18 protein-coding genes and 1 tRNA gene are annotated in these 19,436 nt (G+C 62.2%); 14 read left to right on the top strand and 5 right to left on the bottom strand.

What is annotated here, in order from left to right:
• Positions 1 to 73: 73 nt before the first annotated feature.
• Positions 74 to 1,414, top strand: coding sequence for a TadE/TadG family type IV pilus assembly protein (locus AB7813_RS21345; protein WP_439065541.1), 1,341 nt, complete (start codon positions 74 to 76; stop codon positions 1,412 to 1,414).
• 94 nt (positions 1,415 to 1,508) lie between these two features.
• Here the strand turns inward: AB7813_RS21345 and AB7813_RS21340 are convergent, their stop codons facing one another.
• On the bottom strand, positions 1,509 to 2,402 hold the full coding sequence (locus AB7813_RS21340) for a LysR family transcriptional regulator (protein WP_439065540.1): 894 nt from the start codon (positions 2,400 to 2,402) through the stop codon (positions 1,509 to 1,511).
• Positions 2,403 to 2,532: 130 nt separating this feature from the next.
• On the opposite strand from AB7813_RS21340, the gene AB7813_RS21335 reads away from it, so the two are divergent.
• From AB7813_RS21335 to AB7813_RS21320, 4 genes are all read left to right on the top strand, one after another.
• The gene (locus AB7813_RS21335) at positions 2,533 to 3,696 is read left to right on the top strand and encodes a mandelate racemase/muconate lactonizing enzyme family protein (RefSeq protein WP_441228347.1); all 1,164 of its coding nucleotides are present in this window, start codon (positions 2,533 to 2,535) and stop codon (positions 3,694 to 3,696) included.
• Positions 3,697 to 4,163: 467 nt separating this feature from the next.
• Complete coding sequence (gene rplU, locus AB7813_RS21330) at positions 4,164 to 4,658, top strand: 50S ribosomal protein L21 (RefSeq protein ID WP_068737819.1); 495 nt, start codon at positions 4,164 to 4,166, stop codon at positions 4,656 to 4,658.
• An 80-nt stretch (positions 4,659 to 4,738) separates the two neighbouring features.
• Positions 4,739 to 5,011, top strand: coding sequence for a 50S ribosomal protein L27 (gene rpmA, locus AB7813_RS21325; RefSeq protein ID WP_068737821.1), 273 nt, complete (start codon positions 4,739 to 4,741; stop codon positions 5,009 to 5,011).
• 133 nt (positions 5,012 to 5,144) lie between these two features.
• Positions 5,145 to 5,735, top strand: coding sequence for a GNAT family N-acetyltransferase (locus AB7813_RS21320; RefSeq protein WP_439065538.1), 591 nt, complete (start codon positions 5,145 to 5,147; stop codon positions 5,733 to 5,735).
• Positions 5,736 to 5,903: 168 nt separating this feature from the next.
• Here AB7813_RS21320 and AB7813_RS21315 read toward each other — a convergent pair whose 3' ends face one another.
• A complete protein-coding gene (locus tag AB7813_RS21315; RefSeq protein ID WP_093758225.1) occupies positions 5,904 to 6,821 on the bottom strand; it encodes a DMT family transporter in 918 nt (305 codons plus the stop codon).
• A gap of 164 nt (positions 6,822 to 6,985) precedes the next feature.
• Between AB7813_RS21315 and obgE the strand changes: the two genes are divergently transcribed.
• From obgE to AB7813_RS21300, 3 genes are all read left to right on the top strand, one after another.
• Complete coding sequence (gene obgE, locus AB7813_RS21310; RefSeq protein ID WP_120287811.1) at positions 6,986 to 8,035, top strand: GTPase ObgE; 1,050 nt, start codon at positions 6,986 to 6,988, stop codon at positions 8,033 to 8,035.
• A gap of 51 nt (positions 8,036 to 8,086) precedes the next feature.
• Positions 8,087 to 9,217, top strand: coding sequence for a glutamate 5-kinase (gene proB / locus AB7813_RS21305; protein ID WP_092140564.1), 1,131 nt, complete (start codon positions 8,087 to 8,089; stop codon positions 9,215 to 9,217).
• Positions 9,218 to 9,354: 137 nt separating this feature from the next.
• Complete coding sequence (locus tag AB7813_RS21300) at positions 9,355 to 9,576, top strand: hypothetical protein (protein WP_120287810.1); 222 nt, start codon at positions 9,355 to 9,357, stop codon at positions 9,574 to 9,576.
• A gap of 68 nt (positions 9,577 to 9,644) precedes the next feature.
• Here AB7813_RS21300 and AB7813_RS21295 read toward each other — a convergent pair whose 3' ends face one another.
• Positions 9,645 to 11,330, bottom strand: a complete 1,686-nt coding sequence (locus AB7813_RS21295; protein WP_320447697.1) for an MFS transporter — start codon at positions 11,328 to 11,330, stop codon at positions 9,645 to 9,647.
• Between the two features lie 163 nt (positions 11,331 to 11,493).
• Here AB7813_RS21295 and AB7813_RS21290 point away from each other — a divergent pair, with 163 nt between their 5' ends.
• Positions 11,494 to 12,870, top strand: coding sequence for a hydrolase (locus AB7813_RS21290; protein WP_441228346.1), 1,377 nt, complete (start codon positions 11,494 to 11,496; stop codon positions 12,868 to 12,870).
• A 235-nt stretch (positions 12,871 to 13,105) separates the two neighbouring features.
• Here the strand turns inward: AB7813_RS21290 and AB7813_RS21285 are convergent, their stop codons facing one another.
• Positions 13,106 to 13,936: a hypothetical protein gene (locus AB7813_RS21285; protein WP_441228345.1), complete on the bottom strand. Its 831-nt coding sequence runs from the start codon at positions 13,934 to 13,936 to the stop codon at positions 13,106 to 13,108.
• A gap of 210 nt (positions 13,937 to 14,146) precedes the next feature.
• On the opposite strand from AB7813_RS21285, the gene AB7813_RS21280 reads away from it, so the two are divergent.
• The 4 genes from AB7813_RS21280 (at position 14,147) to AB7813_RS21265 (ending at position 18,706) form a co-directional block, all read left to right on the top strand.
• On the top strand, positions 14,147 to 15,532 hold the full coding sequence (locus tag AB7813_RS21280; protein ID WP_441228344.1) for a cytochrome P450: 1,386 nt from the start codon (positions 14,147 to 14,149) through the stop codon (positions 15,530 to 15,532).
• 137 nt (positions 15,533 to 15,669) lie between these two features.
• The gene (locus tag AB7813_RS21275; protein WP_089266543.1) at positions 15,670 to 17,079 is read left to right on the top strand and encodes an adenylate/guanylate cyclase domain-containing protein; all 1,410 of its coding nucleotides are present in this window, start codon (positions 15,670 to 15,672) and stop codon (positions 17,077 to 17,079) included.
• A 157-nt stretch (positions 17,080 to 17,236) separates the two neighbouring features.
• Positions 17,237 to 17,716, top strand: coding sequence for a TerB family tellurite resistance protein (locus tag AB7813_RS21270; protein ID WP_089266541.1), 480 nt, complete (start codon positions 17,237 to 17,239; stop codon positions 17,714 to 17,716).
• Positions 17,717 to 17,926: 210 nt separating this feature from the next.
• A complete protein-coding gene (locus AB7813_RS21265) occupies positions 17,927 to 18,706 on the top strand; it encodes an SDR family NAD(P)-dependent oxidoreductase (protein ID WP_441228343.1) in 780 nt (259 codons plus the stop codon).
• A gap of 157 nt (positions 18,707 to 18,863) precedes the next feature.
• Here the strand turns inward: AB7813_RS21265 and AB7813_RS21260 are convergent.
• Positions 18,864 to 18,939 (bottom strand) — tRNA-Ala (locus AB7813_RS21260).
• A gap of 196 nt (positions 18,940 to 19,135) precedes the next feature.
• On the opposite strand from AB7813_RS21260, the gene AB7813_RS21255 reads away from it, so the two are divergent.
• Positions 19,136 to 19,426 carry a YggT family protein gene (locus AB7813_RS21255; RefSeq protein ID WP_068737841.1) on the top strand — a complete coding sequence of 97 codons (291 nt, stop codon included), beginning with the start codon at positions 19,136 to 19,138 and terminating at the stop codon, positions 19,424 to 19,426.
• The last annotated feature ends 10 nt before the right edge of the window (positions 19,427 to 19,436 follow it).

Genomic DNA, 19,436 nt, shown 5'->3' with positions numbered 1-19,436 from the left:
CTTTCTGCGATCGACCTAACAGTAAATTTATCAGCTCAGGTAATTATCTCCGCATTCATACGGGTGCGTATTCATGCTGAAGTCATTCCTCGGGCTATCGTTCCTCAGGCTAATTGATCGTTTTCGCTGCGACCGACGCGGCAATGTCGCGATCATATTCGCGATCACATGCATCCCCCTTATTTCCATGGTGGGCGCCGCGGTCGATTATACGCGTGCACTACAGATCAGATCCCAACTGCAAGCCGCCCTTGATACTGCGAGCGTCGGCTCCATCGTGCAGAAGTCTGCTGCATTCATTACCGCAGGTTCGATGGCAGCGGACGGCCCCGTCCCCGGGGGCGACGTCGACGCAATCAATATTTTCAAGGGCAACACATCAGGCAGGACCGGCTTCACGCTGACCAGCACGACAGCGACCGTCAATCGCGCCAACGGCGTCGTGACGGCCACTATGCAATTCTCGGCGGATGTGTCGACCAGTCTCACATCCGTCATGGGCTTTTCCAAAATGACCGTTACCGGCAGTTCTGTCGCGACGGCGACGATGCCGAATTACATCGATTTCTATCTGCTGCTCGACAATTCGCCATCCATGGGCGTCGGCGCAACACCGGCCGACGTGGCTCTGATGGTCAAGAATACGTCGGACAGCTGCGCCTTTGCCTGCCACGACCTCAACAACAGCAACAACTACTACAAACTCGCCAAGACACTTGGCGTGATCACGCGCATCGACGTGCTGCGTACGGCCACCCAGAAGTTGATGGATACCGCGGCCAGTACGCAGACCTATTCCAACCAGTTCCGCATGGCGATCTACGACTTCGGCGCGGCCGCCTCGACGTCCGGTTTGAGAGCCCTGTTCACATTGTCGTCCGGCCTCTCAAGTGCGAAGACGGCGGCCGGAAACATCGACTTGATGACGGTGAACGGCCAGAACGACAACAACGATCAGGACACCGGCTACAGCGCTATATTCCCGGCGATCAACACCGCCATCAGCGCCCCCGGAGCCGGTACAGCCGGTGCACCGCTCAAATATCTCTTCTTCGTATCCGATGGCGTGGCTGACGAATACAATCCCGGCAACTGCCTGAAACCGACGACTGGTGGACGATGCCAGTCGCCGATCAATCCAGCGCTTTGCACCACGTTGAAGAATCGCGGCATCAAGATTGCCGTGCTTTACACGACCTACCTCGCACTTCCGACCAATGCCTGGTACAATAGCTGGATCGCACCATTCAACGCTGGTCCTTACGGACCTTCACCCAACAGCCAGATCGCCAGCAATATGCAGAGCTGCGCTTCGCCAGGCTTCTATTTTGAGGTCAGCCCGACCCAGGGCATCTCGGACGCGATGACAGCGTTGTTTCAGCGTGCCGTTGCCGATGCCCGCGTGAGCCGCTAGCCGGCGCAACGACCGAGCAAGTCGGCTAGCTCCGCGAGATCGACTGCGTGATTCATCTTCAAGATCACGCACGACACTGCACTGTGGCGAATGCTCATTCGCTCGCGCTTTCCTTCAGGCTTTCCAGCAGCAATTGCGCCGGCCGACTCAGGCCCTTGTCGCGCACGGCGACGACGAATTGCCGCTTCGCCCAGTCATTGCTGAGCGGGATGACCTTCAGCCCCAGCGTCTGCTGGATCGTGGACGCTTCTTCCTGCGGAATGATCGCGACGGCCAGTTGCGCCGCGACAATGCGATAGGCGGCATCCACGGTGGAAACCTGAATGCGGTAGCGCATCTGCTTGCCGGCCGCAGCCGCGACGCTTCGCTGCATGGTTTGCATGATGCTCCGCGCGACGATATCGACATGCTCGAAGTCGATCGTATCCTCGAACGACACTGACGTGCGTTTCGCAAGCGGATGATCGGGGTGCACCACCACCGCGAGATGATCGCGGTGATAGGGAAACGTCTTGAGGCCGCGCAGGTCAACCGCATCCCAGCAGACGCCGATATCGGCGCGCCCTTCCTCGACTCCGCGGACGACCTCCCAGATCTCGCGCTCTTCCAGACTGACGCGCACGTCGCGATAGCGCTTGGCGAACAGGCTGATATCTTCCGGCAGCACCTGGGCCACCGCCGATTTCGAGGCGAACACCCGCACATGGCCCTGCACACCATCGGCGAAAGCGCCGAGTTCGGCCTGCATCCGGTCGAGCAGTTGCAGCGACTCGCGTGCGTAACGCCACAGCGCTTCACCGGCCGCCGTCACCGTGACACCGCGTCGGCCGCGCTCAAGCAACTGGACGCCAGCTTCTTGCTCCATCTGACTGATACGCTTGCTCACCGCTGAGGGCACGATGGCCTCGCGCTTTGCGGCATTGGCGATATTGCGCTCCTCGCAGACAGCGATGAACAGGCGGAGTGAAATTGGATCGAAGCTTTGCATGGGACGTCCGGGATGGCACCAGCCATCTTATCTCGGAACTGCTCTGATGAAAAATGACCATTTCAGAGATGGCTAAGAGAGGCGTATGCCTCTCCGCAAGCCCGTCTCACCCCAGCCGCAGGAGCGCCTCATGCGCATCATCGACATCCGGGAGCGCACCGCTCCGATCGCCTCCCCCATCGCTAACGCCTTCATCGACTTCAGTAAAATGACCCTGAGCCTGGTCGCCGTGGTCACCGACGTGATCCGCGACGGCAAACCCGTGATCGGCTACGGCTTCAACTCCAACGGCCGCTACGGTCAGGGCGGCCTGATCCGCGAGCGCTTCGCGCCGCGCATTTTAGAAGCCAAGCCCGACAGCCTGATCGACGCCTCGGGCAACAATATCGACCCGCACAAGGTGTGGGCCACCATGTTTACCAACGAGAAGCCGGGCGGCCACGGCGAGCGCTCAGTCGCGATCGGCACCATCGACATGGCGGCGTGGGATGCGGTCGCCAAGATCGCGGGCAAGCCACTGTTCCGTTTGCTCGCCGAACGCTATGGCACCACCGCTGACCCGAAGGTCTTCGTCTATGCCGCGGGCGGTTACTATTATCCCGGCAAGGGTCTCGAAGGCCTCGCCTCGGAAATGAAGGGCTATCTCGATCGCGGCTACAATGTCGTGAAGATGAAGATCGGCGGCGCGCCGCTGGCCGATGACTGCAAGCGCATCGAGCATGTGCTGAAACTGCTTCCAGCAGGGGCTAAACTCGCTGTCGACGCCAATGGCCGCTTCGATCTCGACACGGCCGTCGCCTACGCCAAGGCACTGCGCGAATACGACCTGTTCTGGTACGAGGAAGCCGGCGATCCGCTCGATTACGAGCTGCAGGCAAAGCTCGCCGAGCATTATCCCGGCCCGATGGCCACCGGCGAAAACCTGTTCTCGATGCAGGATGCGCGCAACCTGATCCGCTATGGCGGCATGCGCTCGGACCGCGACTGGCTGCAATTCGACTGCGCGCTGTCTTACGGCCTCGTCGAATATCTCCGCACGCTCGAAATGCTGAAGAGCTACGGCTGGTCCTGGCGCCGCTGCATCCCCCATGGCGGCCACCAGATGTCGCTGAACATCGCGGCCGGTCTCGGCCTCGGCGGCAACGAGTCCTATCCGGACCTGTTCCAGCCCTATGGCGGGTTCCCGGATGGCGTGAAGGTGATTGATGGCCACATCACCATGCCGGAACTCCCGGGCATCGGCTTTGAGGGCAAGTCCGACCTGATCAAGGAAATGCACAGCCTGGCGTCGTGAGGGCGACCGAGAGGCTAAGCCTCTGATTTGGAGAACAAAACTCAGTCATGGCCGGACCTGACCCGGCCATCAACCTTTCCGCCATTCCGTCCGAAGATGGATGCCCGGGTCATCTAGCGAAGCTCGCTTCGCGCTGCCCGGGCATGACGACTAAAGGCAGGTGCCCGAAAAACGGGGCGGCAGGTTAAATGGTACGCTCGATCGCAGGCACCGAACCATTCGCCAAGACTCTGTTTTTGGCTCGCTTTTCGCCCGTCTTTCCTTGACTCTCCGCCTTCACCCTCTATAAAGCACGCTTCGGCGCAAGCTTTGCTTGGCGCCGATTGTTTTTGCGTGGGGTCGCAACGTCGGCCAGAAAACGCAGAAATTCGCGATTTCCTAGAAGTCGCGGTGAACCCTTATCGACTGAACAAGAAGCCGTCCCGGATCTGATCCGAGGATGGGATCGAACACGAAGGAATATAACGATGTTCGCAGTCATCAAAACCGGCGGCCGGCAATACCGCGTCGTTCCGGATGATGTGCTCGAGATTGGCAAGATCGCCGGCGATGTCGGAACGATCGTGCAGCTTGGTGAAGTTCTCGTGCTGGGCGGTGATACGCCTGTGCTCGGCCTCCCCCTAGTGGCTGGTGCGTCGGTTGCGGCCGAAGTGCTCGACCACAAGCGCGGCCCCAAGGTCATCTCTTTCAAGAAGCGCCGCCGCAAGAATTCGAAGCGCAAGCGTGGCTACCGTGACGAACTCACGATGATCCGCATCACCGAGATCCTGGCCGACGGCAAGGCGCCGACGATCGGACCTCGCCCGAAGCGTGAGAAGCCGGTCGTGGCCGCTCCGGTTGATGGCGACGAAGCTCCTGCCAAGAAGGCGCCGGCGAAGAAGGCCGCTGCTCCGAAGGCAGCCGCCGCCAAGCCTGCTGCAGCCAAGAAGCCGGCTGCGAAGAAAAAGCCCGCCGCGGAATAAGCCGCTGCGAAAAGTTGACAATCTGTGAGACAATTCCTTCAAGGAATTGATCTAGAACTTATCGAGATCGGAGACGGGCTATGGCTCATAAAAAAGCAGGCGGTTCATCGCGCAACGGCCGCGATTCGGCTGGCAAGCGCCTCGGCGTGAAGGCGTTCGGCGGCGAACGCGTGATTCCCGGCAACATCATTGCGCGTCAGCGCGGCACGACCTGGCACCCCGGCCTTAATGTCGGCATGGGCACAGACCATACCCTGTTCGCCAAAGTCGAAGGCCACGTGGAGTTTCGCGCCAAATCGAACGGCCGCACTTTCGTATCGGTACTCCCGATTACTGAAGCCGCGGCCGAATAAACGGTGGACACATTGGAGTCCGCCGGGTCCTGTTGAACCGGCGGAGCGCCAAAATTGGGCTCCAGGGGAGGCGGGAAACCGGCCTCCCCTTTTCGTTTGGTGCGTCGCTTCGGGGCGCACACAGGAGCCCGAGATGTTGCAGGATATTCCGACGCCGACGTTGAGAGAAACCAGAGGCTGCGTCCTCGAGACCGAACGGCTGGCCTTGCGCAAGCCGACACTCGCGGACGTAAAAGCCATCGCGCTTCTCGCCAATGATCGCCGCATCGCCGAGATGACGCGTCGCCTGCCCTTCCCGTATCAGCAGGATCACGCAGTCGATTTCGTCAATTCGCTGAGCGGCACGGCAAGCGACAGCGTGTTCCTGATCGAACTCGATCGTCGTCCCATCGGCGTGGTCGGAATCGACTGGCGCGAAGCCGAATCGCCCGAGCTCGGCTACTGGCTCGGCGTCGATCACTGGGGCCAGGGTTTTGCGACCGAGGCCGCACGTGCCGCGATCGATTACGCATTCGACGAATTCGATATCGATCACCTGATCTCCGGTGCGCGCGTCGCCAATCCGTCGTCGCGCAACATCCTGGAGAAGTGCGGCTTCCAGTGGAGCGGTGTTCAACTGCACCGCTTCGAAGCGATCGGCTCGTCAACACCGGTCGACTGCTTCAAGCTGACAAGGGGCGTGTGGAGTTCGCTGAAGAACTGGGGAACGTCGACGCGACGGTGAACGACTCTTACTTCCCCTCTCCCCTGCGCGAAGCGAAGCTTCGCTAGGCGGGAGAGGGGACAGGCTCTCGTTCCATGGCTCTCCCTCTCGCGTCTCGAACCCGCTTCGCGTGTTCGATCCACCCTCTCCCACGGCGCGCAGCTTCGCTGCGCTGGGGGAAAAGAAGCATCACACCGCTGGCGGTACTTCGTCGGCGATCTTTCCGAGCTGCTGCTCGCGCAGGAAGATATAGAGCCCTGCTGCGATGATGACCGCTGCACCGATCAGCGTGGCCCACGACGGCAATTCGCCGAACACGAGATAGCCGAAGATCACCGCCCAGATGATCATCGAATACTGATACGGCACCACAGTGCTCGCCGGCGCCAGCTTCAACGAGCGATTGACGCAGAGCAGCGCGCAGACCGAGACAACGCCCGCCAGAAAGAACAGGCCGAGATCGCGCAGATCGGGCGTCACCCATCCGAACGCCGTGAAGACCGCGCCGAAAGTAAACGTGCCGATAAACTGGGTCGTCGCGAGCACGACGTCCGGCGCGGAACGCAACGAGCGGGTGATGAGCATCAGCGCGGCGAAGGACAGGCTGCCGCCGAGCGCGATCAGCGCCGGCCATGTCACCGTCTGCGCCGACGGCTGCAGCGCGATCAGTACACCGCAGAAGCCGACGAAGATCGCGCTCCAACGCCGCCAGCCGACAGATTCGCGGAGAAATATCGCGGAGCCCGCGGTGACGAAGATCGGACAGGCCAAATAATAGGTGATGACATCCGCCAGCGGCAGATAGGCCGCCGCCCAGAAGAACGCCGCGACTTCCAGTGTCGACAGCACCACGCGAATGAGCTGCAGACCCGGCCGATCGAGCTGCAGGAAGTCCGCACGATGCCGCCAGATCGACGGCGCCAGCAGCGCCAGCGCTGCGCAGGCCCGCAGCAGCATCAATTGCCCGACCGAATAGGTGCCGACGAGGAATTTGCCGATCGCATCGCCGCAGGAGAACATGCTGATGCCCAGGAGCATCAGGCCGATACCGGCCAGCCGGGCGGCACGATTGTCGGCTGCGGTCGAAATGGTCGCAAACATGCCTATATGAGCCTGTAGGAAAGTCGCGGAATGCGCACGCTTGGTTAACGGCAAGATGAGTCGTTTAGGACGTCACCTGATGCGCAGCAAGGCCCCCAAATAAGGGCTTTTCACGATGCTCCGGCGACGAAGTGGTTGCCGCGACCACCCCCCTGCGATACGGATACGCTATGAAATTCCTCGATGAAGCCAAGGTTTACATTCGCTCCGGCGACGGCGGAAACGGCTGCGTGGCCTTTCGCCGCGAGAAGTATATCGAGTTCGGCGGTCCCTCCGGCGGCAACGGCGGCCGCGGCGGCGATGTCATCATCGAAGTGGTCGACGGCCTCAACACGCTGATCGACTATCGCTACCAGCAGCACTTCAAGGCGCCGCGCGGCACCAATGGTATGGGCAAGGACCGCCATGGCGCCAATGGCAAGCCGATCACGCTCAAAGTTCCGGTCGGCACGCAGATCATCGATGAGGATCGCGAGACGCTGATCCACGACTTCACCAAGCTCGGCGAGACCTATGTGCTGGCCGAAGGCGGCAATGGCGGCTTCGGCAATGCGCATTTCAAGTCATCGACCAATCGCGCCCCGCGCAATGCCAATCCCGGCCAGCCCGGCGAAGAGCGCTGGATCTGGCTGCGGCTGAAACTGATCGCGGATGCGGGCCTCGTCGGATTGCCCAATGCCGGCAAGTCCACTTTCCTGTCCAAGGTCAGCGCTGCGCGGCCGAAGATCGCGGACTATCCGTTCACGACGCTGCATCCGCAGCTCGGCGTCGTTGATGTCGATGCGCGCGAATTCGTGCTGGCCGACATTCCCGGCCTGATTGAGGGCGCGCATGAAGGCGCCGGCCTCGGCGATCGCTTCCTCGGCCACGTCGAGCGTTGCCGCGTGCTGTTGCATCTGATCGATGCGACCTGCGAACATGCGGGCAAGGCCTACAAAACCGTCCGCGCCGAACTCGATGCCTATGAGGGCGATCTTGCCAACAAGGTCGAGATCGTCGCGCTCAACAAGATCGATGCGGTCGAGCCGGACGAGTTGAAGAAGCAGAAGGACCGGTTGAAGCGCGCTGCGAAGCAGACGCCGCTGCTGATCTCGGGCGCAACGGGCGAAGGCGTGCCGGACGCATTGCGTGCGCTCGTTGCAGTGATCGGCGAGGCGCCGGTGTCGGACAAGGCCAAGAGCGCAGCGCAGTCTGCGCCATGGGCGCCGGCGACGAGCTGATCTGCCTCTCACGTCCGTCCAAGCATCACACGTCCTGCCAAAGCCCACATCATGTCGCGCCCCGAGCTGAAGAACTTTCGCCGTATCGTCGTCAAGGTTGGCTCGTCGCTGCTGATCGATTCCGCGGCCGGCGAAGTCAGGGCCAAATGGCTTGCGGCGTTGGCCGCCGATATCGCCAAGCTGCATGCGGACGGTCGCGACGTCCTCGTGGTCTCATCAGGCTCGATCGCGCTCGGCCGCAGCCGCCTCAAATTGCCACGCGGTCCGCTGAAGCTCGAAGAGAGCCAGGCCGCCGCTGCCGTCGGGCAGATCGCGCTGGCGCGCATCTGGTCGGAAGTACTGGGCCATCACGGCATCGGCGCCGGACAGATTCTCGTGACGCTGCAGGACACCGAGGAACGTCGTCGTTACCTCAATGCGCGCTCGACCATCGGCAAACTGCTGGAATGGCGCGCGGTGCCGGTCATCAACGAGAACGACACGGTGGCGACCAACGAGATCCGCTATGGCGACAATGATCGCCTCGCGGCGCGCGTCGCGACCATGGCATCCGCCGATCTGCTGGTGCTGCTGTCGGATATCGACGGGCTCTACACTGCACCACCCGGCGCCAATCCCGATGCGAAGTTGATTCCCATCGTCGACAGCGTCACTGCCGAGATCGAAGGCATGGCGGGCGCTGCCGAGAGCGAATTGTCGCGCGGCGGCATGTACACCAAGATCGAAGCTGCCAAGATCGCGACCACCGCGGGCACGCATATGATCATCGCGTCCGGCAAGGTCGAGCATCCACTGCAGAAGATCGCCGATGGCGGCCTGTGTACCTGGTTCCTGACTCCTGCAAATCCCGTCACTGCGCGCAAACGCTGGATTGCGGGATCGCTGGAACCGAAAGGCACGCTGACTATTGATGCAGGTGCTGTCGCCGCACTCCGTGCCGGCAAGAGTCTGCTGCCTGCCGGCGTCATCAAGGTGGAAGGTGACTTCGCACGCGGCGACGCCGTTATCGTGCGTGGACCGGACACGCACGAAATTGGCCGCGGCCTCGTGGCTTATGACGCAGACAATGCTGAGAAGATCAAAGGCCGCTCATCTCCGGACGTGATGATTATTCTTGGGATCAGCGGCCGCGCCGAAATGATCCATCGCGACGATCTCGTGATTTCGGGATCACGAAGTTAAGCAGCGATGCTTCGCCTGAATGACGTAACGCGCAATCCGTAAACTTGGCGCCGAACGCTCGCCATCATTGCGCCATTCCCGCGTACTTCGTTGCGCGCCATAGAGTCAGATAGCCAATTTTTAGGGAGGCCCATTTCATGACCCGACTTTTGATCATCCCGTTCCTGCTGATCGCGACGTCCGCTTTCGCGCAGGGCAGCAACACATCGGCCAATCAGTCGGCCTGTTCACGCGACGTCTCGCGCTTCTGCCGCGCCAAGATGAACGATGGTGACATGGTCGTGCTCAGCTGCCTCAAGGAAAACCGTTCGAAGCTCAGCAAGGCCTGCGCGAAAGTTCTCGCCGAGAATAATCAATAGCGCGACTAGCGTTTTCGAGCGAAGTGAGCACCGGTTCGCGTCAGGAAAACGCGTCAAGATAAGAAGCTCTAACCGCTGCTGCCGGCCGGCGTCGCGACAGGAAGCACCTCGGTCGCTGCGCGATCGGGCGTATCGTCCTTCCAGCGCACCGAACCGAACGGCCGCTCCAGCATGCGACGCACGCGAACCGGATCCGGCCCCAGATGATAGTCCGCCGCGCGCTGATACAAAGCGCGCTCGGACTGCGTCGAACGATTACGCTGGCGCAGGAAATCGAGCCAGGTCGGGCAATGGTAGCGTTCGGTCCACAATTCGGGATCGGCGATATCGCGCGCGATGGACCACCCATAGGCGCCGTTGCGCTGGCGCGAGAGCTGCACGTCCTGCATCACGCCGTGGAACGCCCGCGCACTTTCCTGGTCGACGCGATATTCGATCTCCACCACCAGCGGACCACTGCGCGCGGTCAATTGCAGCTGCACTTCCGGATCTTCAAGACGCTCCGCATCCTCGTCGCGCGCGCCGGTCGGCGGCATCCGTAGGAACAGGCCAAACAGCGGCGAGAGAAACATCGCTCCGCCCGACACCAGCAATGCCGCTTCGACGCCGACCATGTCTGTGAGATGCCCCCAGCCCCAACTGCCAATCGCGATGCCGCCGGCAATCGCAGCCTGAAAGGCGGCGAGCGAACGTCCGGCAACCCAGCGCGGCGCCGAGAGCTGTACGCCGATATTGAACAGCGCGACCGCCAGCATCCAGACCGAGCCGGCCACCACCAGCGCCGCCGCCGTGATTACCGGCTCGCTGCTGACCGCGACGACGGCAATCGCGACGCCCATGATCAGCGCACAGGCCCGGATCGAACTTTCGCCGCTCAGATGCTTGCGGACATGCCCAATATTCATTGCGCCGATCACCGCACCCATGCCGAAGGCACCGAGCATGATTCCGTAGGTCTGCGCGCCGCCATGCAGCAGGTCGCGCGCAACCAGCGGCATCAGCGCCGAGACCGAACCACCGCAGATGCCGGTGATCAGCGTGCGCGTCAGCACGATCTTGATCGACGGCGAATTAGCAATGTAACGCACGCCGGACACGATGGCCCGGCTCAGCCGCTCACGCGGCAGCCTGGAAACATCGACCTTGCGACGCCACAGGAACAGCACCACCAACAACGGGATGTACAGCACCGCATTGGCCGCGAAGGCTGCGACGGCACCGGCGGTGGCGACCACGATGCCGCCGATCGCCGGGCCGAAACTGCGCGCGATATTGTAACTGATGCCGTTCAGCGCCACGGCGGATGGCAGTACCTCCGGCGGCACCTGCTCGCCCACGGAGGATTGCCAGGCCGGTCCGAACAGCGCCATGCCGCTGCCGATGATGAAGCAGAAGGCGAGCAGGATGTTCGGCGTGATGTGACCGGTCCAGTCCAGCATGGTCAGTACGCAGGCGCCGACCAGCGACAGCACCAGCGAAGCCAGCGACACGACACGGCGGTCATACATGTCGGCCACGGCGCCCGCCGGCATCGAGATCAGCATGATCGGCAGCATCAGGGCGGTCTGTACCAACGCCACCTTGTCGGCCGACGCGGTCATCTGCGTCATCGCCCAGGCGGCGCCCACGCTCTGGATCATCAGGCCGAGATTGGACAACAGGCTGGCTAGCCAGATCCGCCGGAACACCGCAAACCGCAGCGGGGCGGCAATGCCGTCGGAGGGAAGAACCACTGGTTTCGCTGCTTCGGCCATCATCGTCCCGTCGTCTGCTGCAGATAGCGACTGCAGGGCCATGCGGGTCTGATTCCCCGCGGGCACATCAAGTTGATGCCTGCGAAACGCGTTGTCTGTCCAGTGCCTGCTCCGCTATCACAGTGGCAGGCGTCGGATGTGCGCAGATAGAGGGAGACCAACCATGGCGCTGTCGCGACGGACCATACTCACGGGCGCAGCGATGCTGCCGCTGGCTGCCCACGCGCTCCGTTTCGAGGCCGCAGCACAGACCGGCCCCGGCACGACTGCGGGTTCCGACATTCCCCCGATCCTGTTCGTCCACGGCAATGGCGACCACGCGGCGCTCTGGATGACGCAGATCTGGCGCATGGAAACCAATGGCGTCCCGCGCAACCGGCTGATGGCGCTCAATTTCACCGATCCGCTGGCGCGTTCCGACGATGCTGTGGCGCAGCAGGGCCGCTCCTCCACCGAAGGCCAGCGCCGCGAACTCGGCGAAGCCATCGCGGAACTGAAAAAGCGCACTGGCGCTGCGAAAGTGGCGCTGGTCGCCAATTCGCGCGGCGGCAATGCGGTGCGCAATTACATCAAGAATGGCGGCAGCGCCGATGTCAGCCACGCCGTCCTGTGCGGCACCCCCAATCACGGCGTGTTCGACGGGACCGATAGCCCCGGCAGCGAATTCAATGGCCGCAGCCCGTTCCTCAAGAGCCTCAATCCCGGCGAGGGCCCTGAGGTGACCGAAGGCACCGCCTTCCTCACCCTCCGCAGCGATGGCATCGACAAATATGCGCAGGCCGACGGTCGCCTGCTCGGCAAGCCGGGCGTGGCCACCGGCGTCACCGCCGATGGTCCGGCGCTGCGCGGCGCCACCAATCTCGTCCTCGGCGCCATCGATCATCGCGAAACCGGCTTTCACCACCGTGCCTTCCGCGAGATCTACAAATTTATCGTCGGCCGCGAGCCCGTGCGGATCGATATCGCGCCGGAAATTGAGGTGAAAATCAGCGGTCTCGTCACCGGCACGCCCGGCGGCGTGCCCACCAACCGGCCGGTCGCGGATGCCCTGGTCGAGGTGTACCGCGTGGCGCCGGACACGGGCGAGCGGATCGGGACAGCGCTCCATTCGGCCCGCACATCCGCCGATGGCCGCTGGGGTCCGGTTCAGGTCGATCCGACCTGGCCTGTCGAGATCGTCCTGACATCGGCCGGAGCGCCGATCACGCATTCCTATCGCTCGCCATTCCCCCGCTCGTCCGACGTCGTGCATCTGCGCGCCGGCCGGCCGCTGGGACCCACCGATGCCAATGCCGGTGCAGTGGTGTCGATGTCGCGCGTCCGTGGCTATTTTGGATTACCGCGCGATGTCGTGCTGCTCGACGGCAAGGAGCCGACCGACGTGAAAGCCGGCGTGCCCACGGATTCGCTCTCGACTATCCGCCTTCCGGCCACGGACATCGGACGTCCGGTGGCAGCGCTCTTCAATCAGGAGCGGATCGTGGCGCGCGCCTGGCCGGCGTCGGAAAACCGGATCACGGTGGCGGAATTCACCGAGTAGATCACGCCAACTCGCGCGCCTCAGCGGTCTGGCCTTGTATATAACCGCTTTGCTGACTTCCCTGCGCGTCTCCGGTCAGATCGCATGAGGCATTGTTCGAAATCGCAAAGAGCCCCGCCATGTGCGGGGCTCCTTCGTTATTCCGTTATCGCAGCAACAGTACCAGGATGATGAGGGGAAGCGGGATTCCGAGTAGCCACAGAAGAATGGGCATGGTTGTCTCCTTTGATTGGGGTTAACGACGCTTCTTCCAGGTCCCGTCACGAAGCCCGCCACCTTCCGTCGCGGCAAGGCTGGCGGAGAAGGCGCCGATCAGCAGCGACGCCGTGAGCCAGAATGCGAGCTGCATCGCGGCCTTGCGTGCGGCATCTACCGCGGTCTTCGCATCGTTGATGACTTCAGTGACGCGCTTGTCGGCATCTGCCTCGCTCAGACCGGTGCGGCTGGCGACAACCTTGTTGACGTAGCTGCGGTCGGTAGGCTTGAGCTCTCCACCACGGAAACTGGCAGCCATCACACGTGACAGTTCACCACGCGCTTCCGCACTGGTGCCATCGGCCGACGGCGTCGTCGGACGCAGCAGCGAATCCAGGTAGCCATCGCTCGGACCTGACTGGGCTGCAGCAGCGGTTGCACCGGCAGCAACACCCGACGCGGCTCCGCTCAGCAAAGAGGTTGCTGGAGATGCCAGCAGGATCGTTCCCAAAACCGTCGCGAACGACCAGGCTAGGAATCCATGCGCGGTGTCACGAAAGTAGACTTCGTCCGAATGCACGCCGATCCAGCGCGACCGCAGACGGCCGGCAATATAACCACCGAGCGATGACGAGATCATCGCGATGACGATCAGGTAGATACCGGTCGTGATCTTGAACGTGGTCGCGGAGGCGCCGGAACTTGCCCACGGAGACACGACAGACAGACCGAGACCTGTGCCAAAGGCAATCAGGACGAGCGTCAGTGCGAGCGAAACCACGGCACCGGCTGCAACCGCAGCCCACGATACGCCGGAGGTTTGCGGTTCGTCGACGCTTACGGCGGGTTGGACGACAACGGTATCGATCATTTTAAATCCTCAGGCCGGTCCGATATGGAGCCACTGCCTCCCTAATGTGCATGCGTGAGTATCGTTCCGAGGGATGCGCCCGCTGGACCGCAATATTGGTCGATGCGTACGTTGCGGCCACGCTTTCCATCGACGCCTCCATGGCGCGCGGATGGACGCCTGCTATAATGACGAGACGCTCCGGTCCCTGGATCAATTGCGAGGCCCATCGTGAGCATTGCCGAGGTCTACAATTTCTCCGCTGCGCGAGCGCCCCTGGTGCCGCCGAGCCCGCCACGTGCGCCCGAGAACATGGGTGCGCTGGGGCGTATGTCGGCGATGCGCCGCAGCGCTATCGAGACCTGGGGCCAGCGCGCCTATGAAGATGACATCATCAACGGCCGCTTCTTCGGCCATGCCAGCTTCATCCTCAACGACCCCGATGCGATCCGCCATGTTCTGGTGGACAATTACGAGAACTATACCCGCACGCCCGCTGCATTCCGCGTGCTGCGGCCGATGCTCGGCGAGGGCCTGCTGCTCGCCGAAGGCCGCACCTGGAAACACCAGCGCCGCACCCTGGCGCCGGCTTTCACGCCGCGCGCGGTGACGACTTTGGTGCCGCACATGATCTCGGCCGTCGACGATACGCTCGCCGATTTACAGCGCGCCGAGGGCAAGCCGGTCAATCTGCGCGAGATCATGCAGCGAATGACGCTGGAAATCGCAGGCCGCACCATGTTCTCGTTCGGCATGGCCGAACATGGCGCGAAGCTGCGCGACTTCGTGATGGAATACGGCATGAACCTGGCACGGCCGCATTTCCTCGATCTGCTGCTGCCGCTGGGTTGGCCGACGCCGCAGGATATCTCGCGCGCCTTCTTCCGCAGACGCTGGACGAGATTCGTCGGCGAGCTGATGACCGCACGTCGCGCCGCCGGCAAGAACGACGATGCGCCGCGCGATCTGTTCGACCTGATGGTGGCCGCGCGCGATCCGGAAACCGGCGCATCCTTCACCGATGGGCAGCTCGGCGATCAGGTGGCGACGATGATCCTCGCTGGCCATGAGACGACGGCAACGGCGCTATTCTGGGCGCTGTATATGCTGACGCTCGATCCGGCGACCCAGGAGCAGGTCGCGGCCGAAGCCCGTGCCGCCAGCGCGAGCGGCACATTCGACATGGAGCATCTGAAGTTCACCCGCGCGGTGATCGATGAGACCATGCGGCTCTATCCGCCCGCCTTCCTGATCGCACGCGCCGCCGCGGGCCCTGATCGTCTGGCTGGCCAGTCCGTCGCCAGCAAGGACGTGATCCTGATCGCGCCCTGGCTACTGCATCGGCACGAGAAATTGTGGCACGAGCCCAACGCCTTCATGCCGTCCCGTTTCATGCCCGGCGCGACACCGCCGGACCGCTTCGCCTATCTGCCTTTCGGCGTCGGTGCCCGGGTCTGCATCGGCGCGCATTTCGCGCTTGTCGAGGCCACGTTGGCGCTGGCGAAAATCATCGGCGCGTTCCGCGTCGAGCTGCCGGATAAAGCCCCCGTCATGCCTATCGGCGTGGTGACGACACAACCGGATCGCTCGCCAATGTTCCGCATTGAGCGGCGTTGACGTTATTTCAGCACGCCCTCTCCTCACGTCTTCCCCGCCCCCGCGCGCGCTCATGGCACTTAGGCGGAACGACAAGTTGAAGCGCTGCGGCAAAGCCCTGTCTTGGACGTAGCGACTATTTGGCCTAAACTGATGCCATGAGTGATGTTCAGGCACTATTCGCGACATTGAACCAGGCGACCGATCCGGCCGTAGCCGATGCCATTGCACAACTGATCCGCGACGGCGCGGACCACGAACTCAATCGTATCAACGTGCTGGATTTTGCGGCACGCCGCGGCCTGAACGAAGAGCGCGTCATTTCCGGCTTCCTGCATGCCTCCCGCCTCGGCCTGTTCGACCTGACCTGGAATGTGTTGTGCCCGGGCTGCAGCGGCGTCCTCGACGCCCACAGCACGCTGAAATCGCTGCGCCATGACGACTACCATTGCGGGCTCTGCGCCTGCGGCTATGAAGCGTCGGTTGACGAGCAGGTCGAGGTGGCGTTCACGGTCGCACCGCGCGTCAGGCACATCGCTGCACACGACCCCAATACGCTGCCGCTCTGGGAATACTTCAAGCAGGTGTTCTGGAGCTCAGGCGTCGATCTCAATCAGGAATCGTTTGCGTCACTCACCGATGAAGTGACACTGGACGCAATGGAATTGCCGGCACATGAAAAAGCGGTGATGTCGCTGCACCTGCCGTCGGAGTTCGTCATCGTGTTCGAGCCGGTAACCCATGCCGCGCAGTTCATCGATGTGCAGGGTGAGCCGACCAAGGAACGACAGCATTTGTCGCTGATCTACAACCGGCAGCACACACCGACCGGCACCATCACGCTGCAACCCGGCCCCCTGCGGTTGTCTCTCGAAAACCAGACCGAGGTGCGCGTGCTGCCGTCGGTATTTGTCGCGGCCGAGGGCCTCCATCACCTGATCGGCAAGCGCAAGCCGTTCCTCACGGCCAAGCGGATACTCACCAACCAGACCTTTCGCGATGTCTACAAGGCCGACAACCTCAATATCGATCAGCGCCTGAAGATTACCTCGCTGACCTTCCTGTTCACCGACCTCAAGGGCTCGACCGCCTTGTATGAGCGCGTCGGCGATCTCGCAGCCTTCGATCTGGTACGTGCGCATTTCCACGCACTGCTGGAGATCATTGCGTCGGAAGCGGGAGCCGTCGTGAAGACCATCGGGGATGCCGTCATGGCGACCTTTACGCGGCCCGAACAGGCGCTGGCCGCAGGTCTGCGCATGCGCGCCGCGATGGAGCGATTGAACGAGGAGCGCGGCACCAAGGACCTCGTGGTCAAAATCGGCATCCATGAGGGACCCTGCCTCGCTGTGATGCTGAACGAGCGGCAGGATTACTTTGGCCAGACCGTCAATATCGCTGCCAGGGTGCAGGGCCTGTCAACCTCGCAGGCGATCCATGTCACCAGCCCGGTGATATCGGCGCTGGCCGTGGAAGCTATTCTGCGGAAGGCCGAAATCACGCCGATCCAGAAGCACGCCGCCTTGCGCGGCATCGCCGACAAGATCGTGGTCTATGAGATTCCGTGACACGAGATCCCATAAACTACCGATCGTCTCAATTGTTACTTAACTGTCATCAGTGCTTCGGGAACCCGGCCGCATTGCATGCGTTCCATTTTCGCGCCACAAAGCACGAGCGCTTTCGCCGCATGGCGGGCCTCGCGATCATCTGGTTCAAAGAATAATGCTGGAAAAACTGCGCCAATTCATTGCCGACGTGGTGTCTCCCGATGCGCACGGAAATCAGGCATTCGACGATACCGGCTTCCGTCTTGCCGCTACGGCATTGATGCTTCACGTCATCTCACTGGACGGGGAGCCCTCAGCTATCGAGAGAGCCAAGTTGCACAGCCTGATCGAGTCGCGTTTCGAGCTCGATCCGGGCACGGCTGACAGGCTCATCTCGGCTGCCACCCTCGTCGAAGGCGAGGCCGTCGATCTCTATCACTTTACGAGCGTCATCATGCGCGTGGTCGACGAGCCTGGTCGTGTCCGTCTCGTCGAGATGATGTGGCAGCTGGTCTATGCTGACGGCCGCGTCAGTGAGTTCGAGGAAAATGTGGTCTGGCGCGCAGCCGACCTGCTCGCAGTTTCATCACGTGACCGGATGGAGCTCAAACGACGCGTGGCGGGCGGTACGGCCACAACGGATACGACTGTCTGAGCAGGCGCAGCCTGACCGGCAAATGACGGCACCACGACGCATAACCAAAGTTTAATGCGCGGTCCCCGATAATTCATGCCACTGCTACGCATTCGGGAACTGAAGGCCTGCGGTATTCCGGTGGTCATTCCGACTTGCACATCACGGGTATCCCTATTACGCCTGTAGATGCATGCAAATCGTCCTCACGTATTTCAAGAGTACCTTATTGTGACTGAGCGCGTGACGTTGATAACCGGAGCCTCGGCCGGAATTGGCGCCGAATTCGCGCGCATCTTCGCTGCGAACAAGCATCGCGTCGCTCTGGTTGCACGCCGTGCCGAGCGCCTGAATGCGCTGGCGGCTGAAATCACTGCTGCGGGCGGTGCTGCGCCCATCATCATTCCCTGCGATCTCGAACAGCGCGACGCCTGCGACCAGATCGCGGCTGCCCTCGCTGCCGCCGATGTCGAAGTTGAGTATGTGGTCAACAATGCCGGCTTCGGCATGTTCGGCCGCGCCATCGAGATGGACCGCGACAGGCAACTCGGCATGCTTGAGGTCAATGTGCGCGCACTGACGGATCTGTCGCTGCGCTTTTCCGAGAGCCTGATCCGCAACAAGGGCGGCATTCTCAATCTCAGCTCGATCGCGGGTTTTTTGCCGGGTCCCGGAATGGCTGTGTACTACGCCAGCAAGGCCTATGTGCTATCCTTCACCGAAGCACTGCGCCAGGAGCTCGGCTCCAAGGGTGTGCGCGTGACTGCATTGTGCCCCGGGCCGGTGCCGTCGGAATTCCAGGCGCGCGCCGGATTCACGCCGGGCCTCGATTCGGCGATCCTCAATGTCTCGGCGGCTGACGTCGCCCTGCTGGGCTATCAGGGCCTGATGGCCAACAAGCGCACAGTTTTCCCCGGCCTCGGCATCAAGATCGTGCCGCTGCTGCTGCGGCTTTTTCCGCGCGGCTTCATCGCGGGGGCGGTGGCAAGGTTGCAGTTGAGACGGGTGTGACGGGATCTGGCGCGGTCATGCGGCGCTGGGGACAGGTTTTGAATATTGGCAGTCCGTCTCCGCCCTGCGGGCTTCGACGCGACATCCTTCGCTCGTTTCGCGTCCGATGATCTGGAGGATGGCTTGCCTAGCCGTAGCTCGCGAAGCGAGCGAAGGATGGTGGAGCCAGGCGGGATCGAACCGCCGACCTCGTCATTGCGAACGACGCGCTCTCCCAGCTGAGCTATGGCCCCGATACGAACCGGGTCGCCCATGCGATCCGATTAGCAATCGGCGCCATTTACAATCCCCGTTAACGGCAAGTCAAGAACGTCGCAAAAGCGCGGTTTTCCGGCACTTTTCGCCCGGAACTTCCCTTGTTTGAGGGGGGCTGAACCGATATTTAGCGGACAGTCGAATCCGCGACCTAACCCGCGAGCCATCCCCGCCATGCGCGCCGTTCTCGATATCGTGCTGATCATTCTCGATCTCTATGTCTGGCTGCTGATCGCCTCGGCGATCCTGTCCTGGCTGATCGCCTTCAACGTCGTCAACACCCGCAACCAGTTCGTCTCCGCGATCGCCGAATTCCTGTTCCGGATCACCGAGCCCGTGCTGGCGCCGATCCGCAGGATGCTGCCGAGCCTCGGCGGCCTCGATATCTCGCCGATCATTCTGATCCTGATCATCATGTTCCTGCAGCGGGTGATCACCTACTACATCTATCCCAGCGTCTTCTGATCGGCCGCCG

The sequence above is a fragment of the Tardiphaga sp. 20_F10_N6_6 genome, from assembly GCF_052076045.1.
Taxonomy (GTDB): domain Bacteria; phylum Pseudomonadota; class Alphaproteobacteria; order Rhizobiales; family Xanthobacteraceae; genus Tardiphaga; species Tardiphaga robiniae.
The sequence above is the reverse complement of the archived record's forward strand: the minus strand, read 5'-3'. Positions and strand labels throughout refer to the sequence as shown.